A 15,730-nucleotide genomic window follows, 5' to 3' on the forward strand; every position below is an offset into this window, starting at 1 on the left:
CTAAGAAATAAATGCCATGCAATTCTGTTATTTTTTAATACTCAATTCTCAATTTTTAATTTTTCAATAGCACAATCATTTTTAAAGAGAAATCAAAGAACACCATTTTGGGATTCACATTCTGTCCTATATGTAATTGTGCTTCACTAAGTTCGTCCATTATGCCCATCACATTCCGCTCGTTGACAAACGGTGCAAAACGGGTGGAAAAATTTTGTTCTTCGGGATTCATATACACTAAATCACGTTGATGAAAGTTGTATATGAAGTTTTCTCGTATCATACGTTGGCAGTAAGCCAGAAAATTCTTCTGACGTTCACGCCCCATGGAGGCTACCGCATCGCTCCATTGTTTCATTTCGCGTATCTTCCGTTGATAGGAGAGACGCATCAAATTTATAAAGAGTTCAAAGAACAGTTTGTTCTCCTCACTCAGGTGTATGGTTTCCAGTGCTTTCAGAAAATTGCCTTCTGAGCGATGTGCTATATCGTCAGCATCTTCCGGTTGTAATCCATATTTGGTTTGCAATACTTTTGAAATCTCAGGTTCTTTGATCCCATGAATGTTAAATCGTTGGGTACGGCTTTGGATCGTTTGCAAAATGGCATCAGGCTCTTCGGATACTAATAAAAAGACGGTCATGGCAGGAGGCTCTTCCAGTAACTTCAGCAGTTTGTTGCTGCATTCCACATTCATCTTTTCGGGAAGCCATATAATCATGATTTTGTAACCGCCTTGACTGGATTTCAAACTGAGCTTTCGTACAATCTCATCGCTTTCTTTTACAAAGATTTGCGCCTGCTGGTTTTCTGCTCCCATCTCTTTCAGCCAATGGTTCAGATTAAAATATGGGTTCTGCAGGACAAAGTTGCGCCAGTCTGCTATGAAATCATCGCATACAGTATCCTTTCCGGCTTTTTTCTTGATAACAGGAAAAACGAAATGCAGGTCGGGATGTATCAGCTTATTGAATTTCACACAAGTGGGGCAAATTCCGCAGGCATCTTGTTCACCACGGTTTTCACAGCAGATGTAACGGGCATAAGCTATTGCCAAAGGTAACTTTCCTGTACCTTCGGGACCGCAAATCAGTTGTGCATGAGGGATTCTTCCTTCTTTTACCTCGGCTATGAGCCGCTGTTTTGCTTCCTCTTGTCCTATTACATCTTTAAATAACATTGCTTTTTATAGTCATTTATTTACTGTTTAATAAATTGCTTTTGCAACTTCCTTTACACTGTTCACGGCACTTACGGTATAGAAATGAATGCTGGGAACACCACAGGCTATTAATTCACGGCACTGGTGTATGCACCATTCTATGCCAAGACTTTCCGCTTCTTCATCTGTTTGACATTTCATCGCTTCGCTTGCCAGTTCCTGCGGCAAGTCTATCTTGAACGTCTTAGGTATCATGTTCAGCTGAGATAATTTGCGGAAAGGCTTGATACCCGGAATAATAGGCACGTTGATTCCTTCTTTTCTTACTTTTTCTACAAATTCGAAATATTTGCGGTTATCATAGAACATCTGTGTCACGGCATATTCAGCTCCTGCTTCAATTTTTTTCTTCAGCCAATAAATATCTTGTTCCATATTGGGTGATTCCTCATGTTTTTCAGGATAGCAAGCTACTCCATAACTGAATGGAGTTCCTGTTATCTTGATAGGGGAACCGTCTACAAATACGCCTTTATTGAAATCATTGATCTGCGCTTCCAGTTCTATGGCGTGGTTGTAACCGTTGTTTTCGGGTACGAAAGCTGATTCGTGTTTTGCCTTGTCACCACGCAGTACCAACAAGTCGGTGATGCCCAGGAATTGTAGATCTAACAATACATATTCTGTATCTTCGCGGGAAAAACCGCTGCACAGGATATGTGGCACTGTCGTTATATTGTATTTGTTCTGCAAAGCGGCGGCAACAGCAACTGTTCCGGGACGGCGGCGCTGGCGTGTACGTTGGTACAGCCCGTTTCCCAGCTCTTTGTACACATATTCGCTGCGGTGGGTTGTAATATTAATATATTTAGGGTCGAATTCGCGTAGCGTATCAACCGTTTTATATAGTTTTTCAATACCCGTTCCTTTCAGCGGAGGGAGAATTTCAAAAGAAAAAGCCGTATTGTCCGTGCTTTTTATTAAATCAACTACTCTCATCGTTCTGTCTCGTTCTCTTATGCCTTCTCGGGCGGAATTACATATTTGGGCAAAAATAAGAAAAATATCGTAGTTTATGGGGATGAAAAAGCGATTTATTTTATCTTTGTTCTATAATAAAGTGAAACATACGGAGAGAAAAGCATTTCCCTGCAGTTAAGCCGTGGTTTTCCATACTTGTCAGGGATACCGTCCGTGATGGTGGAGTAACATTTCTCATGATTACAGGCATTGTTCTCTTAGAGGATGACCTGTCAAACTTTACTGCATGGAGAATAAGTTGCAGATGGGATAAGTCCCGTCCTTGCAGGAGATGAAACAATTTGTAAACCTTTGTTTGGGGAAGTGGCAGAGGTTTATAGGAACGGACTGAACAGATTGGCGAACCAACCGACGAAGCGTTTCCATCCGGAGCGTTTTTTATATTCTTCCTTAGTGAGCAGAGTGCTGTCCAGCTTGTCATGGTCAAACATGGTACTCAGTTCATGTGTGGTTTCTTTGTCAAAAATAAAAGCGTTGACTTCATAGTCATAGCGTAGGCTCCGGCTGTTCAGATTCGTACTTCCCACAGTGCAGAACAGGCTGTCCACCATCATGATCTTAGAGTGATGGAACCCGCCATTATACACATAAATCTTTGCCCCTTTCTTACGCAGCTTGTTTGCTGTATAGAATGCGGCGTCGGGGGTAAAAGGAATATCCGATTTGCCCGGTATCATGATTTCTACTTCAACACCTCGCTTCAGAGCCCGTTTTATGGCTTTTTTAATGCTTGGAATGGGAGTGAAATAAGGGTTCACTATTTGTATTTTATCCTGTGCGGCATCAATGGACTTGATATAAGTCTGCCTCATCAGTTTGGGCTCTTTTTTCGGAATACGGTCTACAATAGCTACATTCTTATTTCCCTTGAAAGTAGAATCGTTTCGTAGGGGATAGTATTGGCTTCCGCTTATGTGTTGTTTAGTGCTTTTGTTCCACATAGTCAGGAAGATGTTCTGCAATTCGTTTACGGCATTTCCCTCTATACGGATATGCATGTCACGCCAGTCGCCTATTTCCGGCAGACCCTTTATGTAGTAATTGGCTATGTTCATTCCACCAGTATATCCTATTTTTCCGTCTATGACTACAATCTTGCGATGGTCTCTGTGCAGGGCATGATTGATATAGGGAAATTTGAAAGGGTCGAATTTGACAATTTCTATACCTTTGTCACGGATTGCTTTTATGTGTTTCTTTTTTAATGGCTTGTTGTTTGACAAGTTGCCGAAGGCATCAAATAAAGCTCTAACTTCCACCCCTTCTTTTACTTTCTCCCCCAATAAATCAAATAGTGCGTTCGCTATGGAATCGTTACGAAAATTGAAGTATTCTAAGTGGATATGATGTTTGGCATGCCGTATTTCTTCAAAGAGATCGATGAATTTGGCCCGACCGCTTTTTAATAATTTCAGTTTGCTGTTTTGGGTGATAGGAATGCCGGCGTCCTTTAAGAAGTTGATAACGGCAGAGTCGCTTGTATAGGCTGGTACAGTATCTGTTACCGCTATATGGATGTTGGTCACTTCTTGTGACTGCGCTGTTTTTACAGTGAAGGGTAAGATGAATAAAAGTATTAAATAAATATGTTTTTTTATATCAAACTTCATTGTTTTTTTTATTAAAGCTGCAAAGGTATTTATTATTCTAGGAATGAACAAGCCATCGGTATTATTTATGTTTAAAAGGGAGAAATAGAACAGTGTGGTCATTCTGTTTAAACAGTTGATAAATTGGGCGGTAGAAATTTAATGAAGACTGCTTTTTATTATTCTATTCATATCTTTCTTCAGGTTCGGTATAAACATCTGTAGTGTGTGTGAAAGAAGTTTGTCAGTCCGGCCTTTCTGCTGTTATGACATTCAAGAGGAGGAGATACTGAAAAAAATAATAACCTGTCAGCGGGATTAAAAGAATGCATATCGCATCTCCAGCCCTGTTGCATAAGCCTTTTCTGTCTTCTGATTAAACCTTTTTATACGGATGTATTCTATCTCCATAGCCTTTGGAATTATCTCCATAAGCTTTGGAGTTATCTCCCAAGGCTATGGAGTTTACTCCAAAGGCTTGCGGAGATAAAACACACGGGAAGAAAACCCTTAATCATAAGGTAGGAAAGGTCTGAGGATACATATAAAATCTTTTAGTGGCGAATCTGATGTATGTGCAGGCCATACATACATTATGTTCATTCTTATGTGTATGTATATGAACTTCCATACGTCCAGAATGAAATTCCACATCAGAAACGGGGGTGTTTTTTATCTTTGCCGACGCATCGTAAGCCGTCATTCCGTGGAGGTACAAATCCTTTATGGTGCTTTTTACGAGGAAAAAGTTTTGGAATGCTCTACTTTGTATCAAGCTGGAATAGTTTATAAAAAAGAGAATATATAACTGATAACCAATATGCTATGAGAAAATTATCTTGAAAATGTAGTGAGGGCATGAGAGCATGAATGAGAGTAAGTATTTTTACATTGATGTATAAGTGGTTTATAATTAGCTTGTTATGTTTGTTGTGAGGGCATGAGGGCATAAATGTTTCAAACTTTCTAGTGAGAAAGACTGGTGCGTCAAGAATATTTTGGGAAACTGACCCGGAAAATCCATTCTTGGTTTAACCAGTTTAATTCTGATATAAAAAAAGAGAGTTATTTTGATGTAACTCTCTTTTTTTCTTGGTGATCCGCTTGGGGCTCGAACCCAAGACCCCAACATTAAAAGTGTTGTGCTCTACCTGCTGAGCTAGCGAATCAATCCTTTGTTATTGCTATTCTTCCGAATTGCGAGTGCAAAGGTAGACTTTTTAAATGAAACATGCAAATATATTACCTGTTTTTTTTGAATTATTTCTCTTTGGTATTGCTTATTTGTTGATTGTCAGTCGTTTTTGTACTTTCGGAAAATTCTTTTTCTTTTATTCGTATATACCTTTGATAATAAGAGAGCATTAAACTGGTACAAGGTAGAGCAATAATCATTCCTACAATTCCCATTAACGCTCCCCAAACAGAGAGAGATAATAGGATGATGGCAGGATTCAGACCTGTAATTTTTCCCATAACCTTTGGTACAATTAGGCCATCTTGTATGATTTGCACGATACAGAATACCAAAAAAGCGCAAAATAATATCCACCAGAAATTCTCTCCTGTATCCGCTGCTTTCAGTAGTGCCAATAAGACGGTGGGGATGAAAGCGATGAGCTGAAGATAAGGTACCATATTGAGAAGTCCGATAAATAAACCGAAACCGATAGCTAATGGGAAGTCAATAATAAGGAAACCTATACTGAATAGAATTCCTACACAAAAGGCAACAAATGCCTGGCCGCGAAAATATTTGTTCATTCCATCTTGCACATCAGTAACAATGCGTATTGTCATTTCACGGTGTTTGATAGGAACCAGTTTAATCCATCCTCGCGCAATGGCTTCATAATCCAATAAAATAAAGAAGGTATAAAGCAGGATAATGAATGAGGTAAATACGCTGACCACAATATTGACGGATTGGGTCAACAAGGTCCATACTTGTGGAAGCACATTACGCATAGTATTTGCGAAGTTGTTTTCGTTCAGTGCTTCATGTATTTTCAGCATATCTATATGTTCTTTTATGAAATTGGCCACAGTGCCGGGAATAGCTGCTTGCTTGGAACCTTCGATAAAATATTCGGTAAGCAGTTCTTTCAGCTTGCCGAATTCTTCAATGATAGGTGGAACAAGTCCGATAAATGCTAGTGTGATAATGGATAATAATACTAATAAAACAACAAATATGGAGATAACCCGATTCTTCAGACGCAGTTTATGCTGGAAGAAAATAACCATCGGGTAGATAAGATAAGCAATAAGCCATGCCACGAAAAAGGGGAGTAGCACTCCGCTAAGCTGATTTACTAAGTATAGAATGCCGATAATGACAACCGCTGTCAATATTCCACGGATAAAACTGTCGAATGTTATTTTTTTCTGCAGCATAAAGCATATGTTATTTATTTTCAGTTTCTTCTTTCAAGGACTCCATATAGCAGGCTCGGCAAAGCGGTTCATAATCAGCCTTTTCTCCCAATAAAACCCGCTTGTCACTTTTGGTGATTCGATGAGTGGCATAGGCTAGATTTCCACATTTCACGCAAATGGCGTGAACTTTGGTTACTTCATCAGCGATAGCCAGCAGGGCAGGAATAGGACCAAAAGGAATTCTTTTAAAATCCATGTCCAATCCTGCTACAATGACTCGTATGCCATTGTCGGCCAACTGGTTGCAAACATCAATCAGGCCTTCATCAAAAAATTGAGCTTCGTCTATTCCCACTACGTCTTTGTCTGATGAGAAAAGTAGGATACTGGCAGAAGAATCGATGGGGGTGGATGCAATGGAATTACTGTCATGTGATACGACTTCTTCTTCTGAATAGCGTGTGTCCATGGCCGGTTTGAATATTTCAACCCGTTGACGGGCAAATTTCGCTCTTTTTAAACGGCGGATTAGTTCCTCGGTTTTACCTGAGAACATAGAACCGCATATTACTTCTATTCTTCCTCTTCTACGCGTTTCCTGAATGTGGTCTTCTGAAAAAACTACCATAATTTTGATGTAACAATATAGATTAATTTTAGGTACAAATGTACGATTTGTACCTCGAAAAAGGACTATTTTCACTCGGAAATTTATTAATAAAAGATATAATGTTAAACTAAAGTGCAACATCTGTTAAATAATGGAGGCAATTAACTTTATTCATTTAATTTCTTTCTACATTTGTTCCATTATAACAGAATGCAATTGTTTTATGGGAAAACTGTATGTCGTACCTACTCCTGTAGGAAATTTAGAGGATATGACTTTCCGTGCCATCCGTGTGTTGAAAGAGGCTGATTTGATATTGGCGGAAGACACGCGTACTTCGGGCATTCTTTTGAAACATTTTGAAATTAAGAACGCCATGCAGTCTCATCATAAGTTTAATGAGCATAAAACAGTGGAAGGTATTGTGAATCGTATCAAAGCAGGCGAAACTGTTGCTTTAATATCTGATGCTGGAACTCCTGGTATTTCTGATCCCGGATTTTTGATAGTGCGTGAGTGTGTGAAGAATGACATCGAAGTGCAATGTTTGCCTGGAGCTACTGCTTTTGTACCTGCGCTGGTGGCGTCGGGATTGCCTGATGAACGTTTCTGTTTTGAAGGATTCTTGCCACAAAAAAAAGGAAGAGTGACCCGTTTGACTTCTTTACAAGAAGAAAAACGGACGATGATATTTTATGAATCACCTTACCGTTTGGTGAAAACCTTAACTCAATTTGCCGAGTTTTTCGGTGCCGAAAGGCCTGTTTCCGTATGTCGTGAGATTTCAAAAATTCACGAAGAAAGTGTTCGGGGCACATTAACTGAAGTTATAGCGCATTTCACTCAAAACGAGCCGCGAGGTGAAATTGTAATTGTACTCAGTGGGAAAGAGGACTAAAAATGAATAAACTTAAAATGTAAAGCAAATGAAAAAACTAGTATTTTTATCGTTGTTATCTGTAGCTTTATTGACTTCATGTGGTAATGGAGCTCAGAAAGATGCCTTGAAGGCTCAAAATGATTCTTTGATGGTGGAACTGTCAAACAGAAATGCTGAATTGGACGATATCATGGGTGCTTTCAATGAAGTACAGGAAGGTTTTCGTCAGATAAATGAGGCTGAAAATCGTGTAGACTTACAGAGTGGTTCTATTCGTGAGAATAGTGCTGATAAGATAAAAGAAGATATTCGCTTCATCAGTGAAAAATTGCAGTCAAACCGTGAGCAGATTGCGAAACTGGAGAAGCAATTGAAGAATAGTCAGTATAATTCCGCTCAGTTGAAGAAAGCTGTAGCCAACCTGACGAAGGAGTTGGAAGCTAAACAGCAGCAGATTGAGACTCTGCAGGCTGAATTAGCTTCAAAAAATATTCGTATCGCTGAGCTGGATGATGCTGTAGCTGGTTTAAGCCAGAATGTAAGTGAACTGACCGCTGAAAATGAAGCGAAGGCTGCAACTGTAGCCAGCCAGGATAAAGCTTTGAATGCTGCCTGGTTTGTTTTTGGAACAAAATCTGAATTGAAAGACCAGAAAATTCTTGAAAAAGGTGATGTCCTGAAAAGTGCGGACTTTAATAAGGATTATTTTACTCAGATTGATATTCGTACTGATAAGGAAATCAAGTTGTATTCTAAACGTGCTGAATTGCTGACTACACATCCGGTAGGTTCATATGAACTAGTGAAAGATGCAAAAGGGCAACTGGCCTTGAAAATTACAAATCCTACTGAATTTTGGAGCGTATCACGTTATCTTGTTATTCAGGTGAAATAAGAGAATTTAAATTATTGTTTTGTGAAAGGGTTGTGCCGTGAGTGACGCAACCCTTTTTTAATCTGCTTTATGTTGTATGTATAGAAGTATATTTATTGATTTGGATGATACAGTATGGGCTTTTACTGAAAACGCTCGTGATACATTCCAAGATATGTATGATAAATATCATTTTGATCGTTATTTTCGTTCTTTTTCTCATTTTTATACCTTGTACAGCGGGAAGAATGAGGAGTTGTGGAATGAATATGGTGCTGGTAGGATTACAAAAGATGAGTTGAATGAGCAAAGATTTTCCTATCCATTGTTGCAGGTAGGAGTTACAGATAAAGCGTTGGTAAAAGCCTATTCGGATAATTTTTTTGATGATATAATTTACAAGAAGAAACTAATGCCTCATGTAAGAGAAGCTTTGGAATATTTGGCATCCAGTTATAATCTGTATATTTTGTCCAATGGATTCAGGGAATTGCAGGAGCAGAAGATGCGTTCTGCCGGTGTGGAAGGGTATTTTAAGAAAATTGTTTTGTCAGAGGACATAGGAGTACATAAACCGTTTCCGGAGATTTTTTATTTTGCCATGTCGGCTACACAGTCCGAGCTACATACTTCTTTAATGATTGGAGATAACTGGAAGAATGATGTTGAAGGTGCGAAAAACGTAGGGATGGGAAATGTTTATTATAATATAAAAGGTGAGAGGGGCTTGCCTTTTAAACCTGGTTTTGATATGAGGGATTGGCAGGATATCGCTTCTTTCTTATGAAATTGAATGGAAGATGTTGATGGATAATTCTGTTGGCAATGGAAGATGTTGATGGATAATTCTGTTGGCACAAACAATGTATTTGTATAAGGAGTGTCAGGTATTTGTTTCAAAGGGATGCTCCTGTGTATTGGAACATCCCTTGATAAGCATTTTTTTCTTTCAACTCCTTCCTTTAAAGATTATTTGAGAATTAGCGGAGTTGAATTTTTATTTAGTAACCTGGATTTTGTTGAGCTTTTAAAATAGGGTTAGCATTGGTTTCACTGACAGGTATTGGTAAAATCGCTCTAAAATAAGAACGGTCGAATACTTGTGATTCTTTATTTATAGAATAATGCCAACCTTTCTCATCTTCATTGGTATAACGTGTTATTGTTTCATTATTACGCATGGCGTCAAAGAAACGTTGTCCTTCACCTACTAATTCTTTACGACGTTCCAATAAGACTCTTTCTAGAGTAGCGGTAGACTCTGTAACTAATTGTTTTGTATCATCTGTACGGTTTTTAATAATTTCATTCAGATATTTAACTGTAGAAGCTTTGTCATTCAACTTAGCTGCAGCTTCTGCTGCATTTAAATACACTTCTGACAAACGAAGAATAGGTAAATTGTTTAATCGCATATCCCCTAAACTTCCCATTGGGAATTTATTGATAAAGATACGATTGTCTCCATAGGTCTTATACATATCGGTCGGTTTTCCACTGTCATCTGTTTTCAATTGTACCGGCAGAATCACATCCAAGCGAACATCACTTGGATCTTGAGCTAACATATCAACAAATGATTTTGTGCAAATAGCATCGGCATATCCATCTTCATGATATAAATATGCAATACCTTCACGGTCTGCCCAGTCATCAGAGCCGCTATTGACAAGTTCAAAAATCATTTCATTGATATGATTGGCGTTGTTTTTATCCCAAGCGTTTGCATATTGAGCCTTTGTCCATAGGCTATAAGGAGAATTTTCGATAATGTTTTTTGCTATATCTAAAGCCTCCTGGTTTTTACCCATGTATATATACACGCGTGTAAGTAGAGCTTTGGCAGCCCATTCGTCAATAAATCCTTGATTGTCTCCAGCTGATTTAGAAACATTTAAGGCTTTGGAGTCAATGGCTTCGGTTAAATCTTTTACAATTTGGGCATATACTTCGGCCACTGTATTACGTCCGGGAATAGCACTGGCATTCAAAGGATCTATCGGGGTGGTCACAATGGGTACTCCCATTGAAGCTCCATAATCAAAAGAATAAGGCATACCATATACTTTTACCAAATCAAAATGTACCAAGGCGCGAACAGATTTTGCCTGTGCATAGATGTTGTTCACATTTGCCTGATTCTTTTCGGCATCTGTTATTTTGTTATTTTCTACGGCTTCTATCAAACGGTTGGCACGGCGTAATACATTGTATTGTACATTCCACATGTTGGGAGCATCGTCAATGGTGTATTTCATTTCGTAACAACTGGAAGAGCGCATTCCTTGTGTACGTGCCTGCATGTCATCTCCCCGGACGTCACCATAGTAAAACATACGTGCGGCATAATACTGTGTATAGGTAGAGTTTCCCTGCAGACCATCATACATACCATACAAAGCGGTTTTTGCATCATTGTAATTTGTGATGGCAGAATTACTGGGAATACTATCTGATGGTGTCAGATCTAGCCAATCGTTTACACACGAAGTCAATGCAATGGTTGCCATCGTGAAAACTAGAGATTTATATATTTTTTTCATTTTGTTCTCTTTATTTTTTAGATTATATGTTGAATAAGATTTCTGGATAATGGAATTTTAATATCCTGTTTCTTATTCTGTATAAACTTTATAATTAATAAATTAGAATCCAACTTCTAAGCCAAATGTAATGGTTCTTAAAGCCGGTGTTTCAAATGTACATAGTCCATCAACGGGTGTTTCCGGATCAACATATAAACCATCTGATTTCCATGTCAACAGATTGTTTGCAGAAACGAAAGCCCTTAATTTGTTGATTCCCCACTTTTGAGATACTTTGGAAGGCATAGTGAAACCTAATGTGATATTTTTGATGCGCAAATGATCTGTAGACATCAACCAACGAGATGATGCGATATTAGTATTTCCATATGCAAACTGAGGTAATTTAGCATTATCGCCCGGTTTTTTCCAAGTGTCTTCTATTTTGTAATAAGCAGGTACGTTACCCAAATAATTATATGTACCTCCGTTAGATTGCAACCAAGTCGCATAGTCATAAGCATGGCCTCCTAATGAGTAGGTTAATGTCATATTGAAATCAATAAACTTCCAGCTTACAAAGTTTGTGAGACCACCCTGTACGGTAGGTTCAACTGATCCTATGATTGTTTTATTTGCTTGTGCGGAGTTGGTAGTTGTCTCTCTGCTTCCATCTTCTCCGTTTATATAATATAATTCTTTACCTGTTGCAGGATCAACTCCTGCATATTCATAAGCATAAATAGAATAGTATGGTTCCCCAATACGATGAATGGATACACCGCTAATCATTTCGTTCTGTTCACCATCCAACTTTGTTAATTTGTTTTTATTGTGGCTGATGTTGAATGTGGTAGTCCATGTCAAATTGTTGTTTTGAATATTCGTTGATTTGATTTCAAACTCAAATCCCCGGTTTCTCATTGAGCCTACATTCATCAATGTATTAGCAATACCACTCCCGTCAATAATGCCGGGTACAGCAGATATAGCTCTATCCATCAACAAGTCTTTAGTTTCACGATTGTACCATTCGAATGTTAAAGCCAGACGATTCCACAAAGTTAAGTCCAGACCTATATTTGTTGCATAGTTCTTTTCCCATTTCATATTAGGATTCTCGATACGATTTTCTGCAGAACCAGCTCCTTTATTATAATTGTATCCAAATCCGAAAACACCCAAATAACCATAATAATCAGATGGCTGTGTACCATTTACACCGTAAGAAGCACGTAACTTGGCATCAGTAATTACTTCTTTTATATTTTCCATGAAAGATTCACTGGTAATTCTCCACGAACCGGATACAGACCAAAAATCACCCCATCTGCTTTCTCTAGATAAACGTGAACTTCCGTCACGACGGAAACTGGCACTGAAATAATATTTATTTTCATAATCATAGTTCAAACGTCCTAGAAATGATGTCATACGATATCTTTGTACACTGCTGGATGCACGGGTATTACCTGCATTTTCTATTTCCGGCAGATAAGATGGATAGGTGTTTCCGTTAGCATATACATAATCATATTTGTAATCTTCTGTTTCAAAGCCAATTAAAGCGTCTAAAGTGTGCTTTTCTGCAATTACTTTGTTATATGTCAATTGAGTTTGGGTATTCAATTTCGCACGGTTTCCCATAACACGCTGGTAAACTCCATTAGAAGAACGTCCGTCATTTGAGCGGGGATCCCACCAAACACGTTCATTGTTTTGATTGAAATCATAACTGACTACCTCTTTTATGTTTAAGTTGTCCCAAATGTTCCATGTTGCAGAAAGAGAACCTAAAAAACGGTTTATTGTACTTCTGTTATAATTATAGGCTTCTGTTTGTATAGGATTGGCACCATTTAATGCCGGGAAGTTTGTGCTGAAAGAACCATCTTCATTATACGGATATGTAGAAGGAGAGGCAGTCATTGCATAGCACATGATGGGGCTGGCAAAACTGGTCCCTTCGTTGTTTACGTTTTGAGTGGAGTTGGTAAACATTGTGTTTGCCTCCAGTGTCAAACGATTGGCTTGATGAGTTACATTGGCACGTCCGGTAAAGCGTTCATAGCCGGAAACGTTTGTAATACCTTCCTGTTTAGTATAAGCAAAGGAAGTATAAAAACGTGTTTTTTCGCTTCCTCCTTGTGCGCTTACTTCATAATTTTGGTGACTTCCGTTGCGGAATAAGACGTCTTTCCAGTCTGTATAACCCGACCATGGTCTTGCGGCGAAGTCTTCAATATTCTTATCTGCGAAGGCTTTTGCAGCTGTTTCGTCATTACCATTGTTTAATGCATAGTTTGCAAGTCCCAGATGTAATATTTCACGTCTGTCTTCTCCATTTAAGATCGGACGGTAGTTAATGGCCATGTTGGAAAGTCCCCAATCTGCTCTTAAATTGATTTTTGTCTTGCCGGATGCCCCTTTTTTAGTTGTGATAACAATTACACCGTTGGCAGCACGAGAACCGTAAAGTGATGCAGCGGCGGCATCTTTTATCACGGTCATAGATTCGATATCGTTGCTGTTTAATGTAGCCATAAGGCTGTTACCTGAATCTGCGTATGAGAATTCACTAACATTGCCATTCAGCATAGGGACTCCGTCAATAACGTACAATGGCTCATTGCTGGCATTGATAGAACCCATACCACGAATACGTACAGAAGCGACAGCTCCGGGTTGTCCTGAAGTTGATGTAATTTGTACACCAGATACAGAACCCGCTAAACGATCCTGAACACTAACTGTAGGGATATCTTGTAATTTCTCTGTTGATACATTAGAGGCTGATCCTGTAAATGATGATTTTTTGAAATTACCATATCCTGTTACTACCACTTCTTCAAGCACTTCGGCATCCGACTTCAAAGTAATATTGACAGTCTGTTTTATAGCTACTTCTTGTGTAGCCATTCCGATAAAGGAAACTACCAAAGTCTTTGCAGAACTAAAATATACAAAAAAGCATCTAGTAATCAAAGTTTTAGCATTCTGTTTTCTTACAGATATACAATATTACGTCTATTATAACAAACTATAAATCAACTATATATTATAAAAAGAAAAAAATAATTTGATTTTATGTCTACTTTTATTCTACCTTAAGCATAAAAAAGATGCCTAGTAATCTAGGCATCTTTTTTATTATAGACTTATTATTAGTTATTCGTTTTTATCAGTAATCTCACTATTGGCATTTAACTCTTTATCGGGGATTTGATAAATGAATAATTTACTACCTGCAGGGACTTCCTTTGGAGCAATCGCACTATGATTAATTGCATGTGTCCTATCCAAACTTTCATTACGACGTTTCATATCAAATAAACGACGACCTTCACCCCACATTTCAATACGCTTTTGAAGTTCAATTTCTTGTAAAAGTGCATCACTTGTTGCGGATGTTTCATATTTTGGATTACGAGTTTTCATAATCGTAGTCAGCATTGTTTTGGCTTCACTTTCTTTCCCTGCCCTATATAATGCTTCTGCAGCTACAAAATACATTTCACCAGTACGCAAATAAATATAGTCAGAGCAAAAAGTATCACCTGTAGGAGTAAAACCAGGCGCGGTAGAACCTACATCAATAAATTTGCGCTGCACATATTGTCTTACTTTATAATGAGTATTTGCTTCTCCCAAATCAACTCCAAACCATTTTTTACGAATGTCATTATCTGAAATTTTTTCATACAAATCACTGGAAATCATTTTGTAATTTCCTAAATTACCACCATATCCCGGACCGTAAGGATCAACTTGACTCATGAATGAAGCGTAGAATGTATTCGTTTCACCATTAATATCAGCCCCCCACAACACTTCGCTCAAAGAAAGGTCATTAAAGCCGGAAAGTAATTCTTTTTCACTCATCAGTGAGCCACCTTCAATAGCCAATTTTGCGTATTTAGCAACTTCATTCCATTGATCGGGATAATCATTAACAAATGAAAGAATGTTTGCATAAATAGCAGCTGCTGCATATTCATTTAATTCATCTTTCTTGGATATTCCTTTTCCTTTCAAATAATTATATCCTTTATCTATATCACTTAATATCTGTTCATAGACCTCACCTACAGGAACACGATTCAATTTGGTTTCAGATTCAGTATAAATAGGAATACCTAATTTATCTTTATTCCATTCATAAGGTTGTTGGTACATGTTTATTAACCAAAAATAGCAGTAAGCACGTATAGTGTAACTTTGTCCCAGCATCTTCTCAACACTCTCATCACCGCTGTCCGCTTGTTCTTTCAGACCGCTGATTACTTCATTTGCACCACTGATTACAGCATATAATTCTTGCCAGTAAGTGGTAGTACGACGATAACTTGAAGCACGGTTGTCAAGCAGATAATCATATACGAAGAAGTGTGAAGTCATATACGCCATATCATCTCCCATCAAGTCTGTGGCCAATTCAAATGCCTTTAACCCGAAATCATCATGACTTTGCTGTGCTTCCGGAGAAAACATATTTTTGTAATATCCTGTAATGTATGCTTGAATAGCTGTAGGATCTTTATCAAGCAAATCTTTAATTTGGTCCTCTGATGCATTTTCTGAAGGTTCCTTGTCCAAAAAGTCATCGCTACAAGATCCCATCATAAACGCTGCAGCCAATATTGCTAAATATTTTGTATATTTCATAATTC

General features: G+C 38.2%; 11 protein-coding genes and 1 tRNA gene. 3 read left to right on the plus strand and 9 right to left on the minus strand.

Annotated elements, in window-relative coordinates:
* Nucleotides 1-55: 55 nt before the first annotated feature.
* The 6 genes from GKD17_RS02780 to GKD17_RS02810 all read right to left on the minus strand — a co-directional run bounded on the left by GKD17_RS02780 (nucleotide 56) and on the right by GKD17_RS02810 (nucleotide 6,799).
* Nucleotides 56-1,180, minus strand: a complete 1,125-nt coding sequence (locus GKD17_RS02780; RefSeq protein ID WP_007836435.1) for a DNA polymerase III subunit — start codon at nucleotides 1,178-1,180, stop codon at nucleotides 56-58.
* A gap of 27 nt (nucleotides 1,181-1,207) precedes the next feature.
* Nucleotides 1,208-2,161 (minus strand): methylenetetrahydrofolate reductase [NAD(P)H], encoded by a 954-nt coding sequence (gene metF, locus GKD17_RS02785; RefSeq protein WP_007836433.1) that lies wholly within the window; start codon nucleotides 2,159-2,161, stop codon nucleotides 1,208-1,210.
* A 356-nt stretch (nucleotides 2,162-2,517) separates the two neighbouring features.
* The gene (gene cls, locus GKD17_RS02790) at nucleotides 2,518-3,813 is read right to left on the minus strand and encodes a cardiolipin synthase (RefSeq protein WP_007840615.1); all 1,296 of its coding nucleotides are present in this window, start codon (nucleotides 3,811-3,813) and stop codon (nucleotides 2,518-2,520) included.
* 1,072 nt (nucleotides 3,814-4,885) lie between these two features.
* Nucleotides 4,886-4,961, minus strand: a tRNA-Lys gene (locus GKD17_RS02800).
* 91 nt (nucleotides 4,962-5,052) lie between these two features.
* Nucleotides 5,053-6,189: an AI-2E family transporter gene (locus GKD17_RS02805; RefSeq protein WP_007836427.1), complete on the minus strand. Its 1,137-nt coding sequence runs from the start codon at nucleotides 6,187-6,189 to the stop codon at nucleotides 5,053-5,055.
* Between the two features lie 10 nt (nucleotides 6,190-6,199).
* Nucleotides 6,200-6,799 carry a thymidine kinase gene (locus GKD17_RS02810; RefSeq protein ID WP_007836425.1) on the minus strand — a complete coding sequence of 200 codons (600 nt, stop codon included), beginning with the start codon at nucleotides 6,797-6,799 and terminating at the stop codon, nucleotides 6,200-6,202.
* A 205-nt stretch (nucleotides 6,800-7,004) separates the two neighbouring features.
* On the opposite strand from GKD17_RS02810, the gene rsmI reads away from it, so the two are divergent.
* The 3 genes from rsmI (at nucleotide 7,005) to GKD17_RS02825 (ending at nucleotide 9,322) form a co-directional block, all read left to right on the plus strand.
* Nucleotides 7,005-7,679: a 16S rRNA (cytidine(1402)-2'-O)-methyltransferase gene (gene rsmI, locus GKD17_RS02815; RefSeq protein WP_007836423.1), complete on the plus strand. Its 675-nt coding sequence runs from the start codon at nucleotides 7,005-7,007 to the stop codon at nucleotides 7,677-7,679.
* A gap of 28 nt (nucleotides 7,680-7,707) precedes the next feature.
* Nucleotides 7,708-8,556, plus strand: coding sequence for a Cbp1 family collagen-binding glycoprotein adhesin (locus GKD17_RS02820; RefSeq protein ID WP_007836421.1), 849 nt, complete (start codon nucleotides 7,708-7,710; stop codon nucleotides 8,554-8,556).
* A gap of 76 nt (nucleotides 8,557-8,632) precedes the next feature.
* Nucleotides 8,633-9,322 carry a YjjG family noncanonical pyrimidine nucleotidase gene (locus GKD17_RS02825; RefSeq protein WP_007836420.1) on the plus strand — a complete coding sequence of 230 codons (690 nt, stop codon included), beginning with the start codon at nucleotides 8,633-8,635 and terminating at the stop codon, nucleotides 9,320-9,322.
* A 214-nt stretch (nucleotides 9,323-9,536) separates the two neighbouring features.
* Here the strand turns inward: GKD17_RS02825 and GKD17_RS02830 are convergent, their stop codons facing one another.
* The 3 genes from GKD17_RS02830 to GKD17_RS02840 form a co-directional block, all read right to left on the minus strand.
* Entirely contained in the window at nucleotides 9,537-11,078 is a 1,542-nt protein-coding gene (locus GKD17_RS02830; RefSeq protein ID WP_007836419.1) for a RagB/SusD family nutrient uptake outer membrane protein, read from the minus strand.
* Between the two features lie 102 nt (nucleotides 11,079-11,180).
* A complete protein-coding gene (locus GKD17_RS02835; RefSeq protein ID WP_007836416.1) occupies nucleotides 11,181-13,979 on the minus strand; it encodes a SusC/RagA family TonB-linked outer membrane protein in 2,799 nt (932 codons plus the stop codon).
* A 249-nt stretch (nucleotides 13,980-14,228) separates the two neighbouring features.
* Nucleotides 14,229-15,725, minus strand: a complete 1,497-nt coding sequence (locus tag GKD17_RS02840; protein ID WP_007836414.1) for a RagB/SusD family nutrient uptake outer membrane protein — start codon at nucleotides 15,723-15,725, stop codon at nucleotides 14,229-14,231.
* Nucleotides 15,726-15,730: the final 5 nt, after the last annotated feature.

Source organism: Phocaeicola dorei, assembly GCF_013009555.1.
Taxonomy (GTDB): domain Bacteria; phylum Bacteroidota; class Bacteroidia; order Bacteroidales; family Bacteroidaceae; genus Phocaeicola; species Phocaeicola dorei.

Bases quoted from the DNA above. Each gene is read 5' to 3' on its own strand.
- GKD17_RS02830 (WP_007836419.1), bottom strand. From the start codon at position 11,078: ATGAAAAAAATATATAAATCTCTAGTTTTCACGATGGCAACCATTGCA.
- GKD17_RS02810 (WP_007836425.1), bottom strand. From the start codon at position 6,799: ATGGTAGTTTTTTCAGAAGACCACATTCAGGAAACGCGTAGAAGAGGA.
- GKD17_RS02840 (WP_007836414.1), bottom strand. From the start codon at position 15,725: ATGAAATATACAAAATATTTAGCAATATTGGCTGCAGCGTTTATGATG.
- rsmI (WP_007836423.1), top strand. From the start codon at position 7,005: ATGGGAAAACTGTATGTCGTACCTACTCCTGTAGGAAATTTAGAGGAT.
- GKD17_RS02805 (WP_007836427.1), bottom strand. From the start codon at position 6,189: ATGCTGCAGAAAAAAATAACATTCGACAGTTTTATCCGTGGAATATTG.
- GKD17_RS02820 (WP_007836421.1), top strand. From the start codon at position 7,708: ATGAAAAAACTAGTATTTTTATCGTTGTTATCTGTAGCTTTATTGACT.
- metF (WP_007836433.1), bottom strand. From the start codon at position 2,161: ATGAGAGTAGTTGATTTAATAAAAAGCACGGACAATACGGCTTTTTCT.
- cls (WP_007840615.1), bottom strand. From the start codon at position 3,813: ATGAAGTTTGATATAAAAAAACATATTTATTTAATACTTTTATTCATC.
- GKD17_RS02780 (WP_007836435.1), bottom strand. From the start codon at position 1,180: ATGTTATTTAAAGATGTAATAGGACAAGAGGAAGCAAAACAGCGGCTC.
- GKD17_RS02825 (WP_007836420.1), top strand. From the start codon at position 8,633: ATGTATAGAAGTATATTTATTGATTTGGATGATACAGTATGGGCTTTT.
- GKD17_RS02835 (WP_007836416.1), bottom strand. From the start codon at position 13,979: ATGGCTACACAAGAAGTAGCTATAAAACAGACTGTCAATATTACTTTG.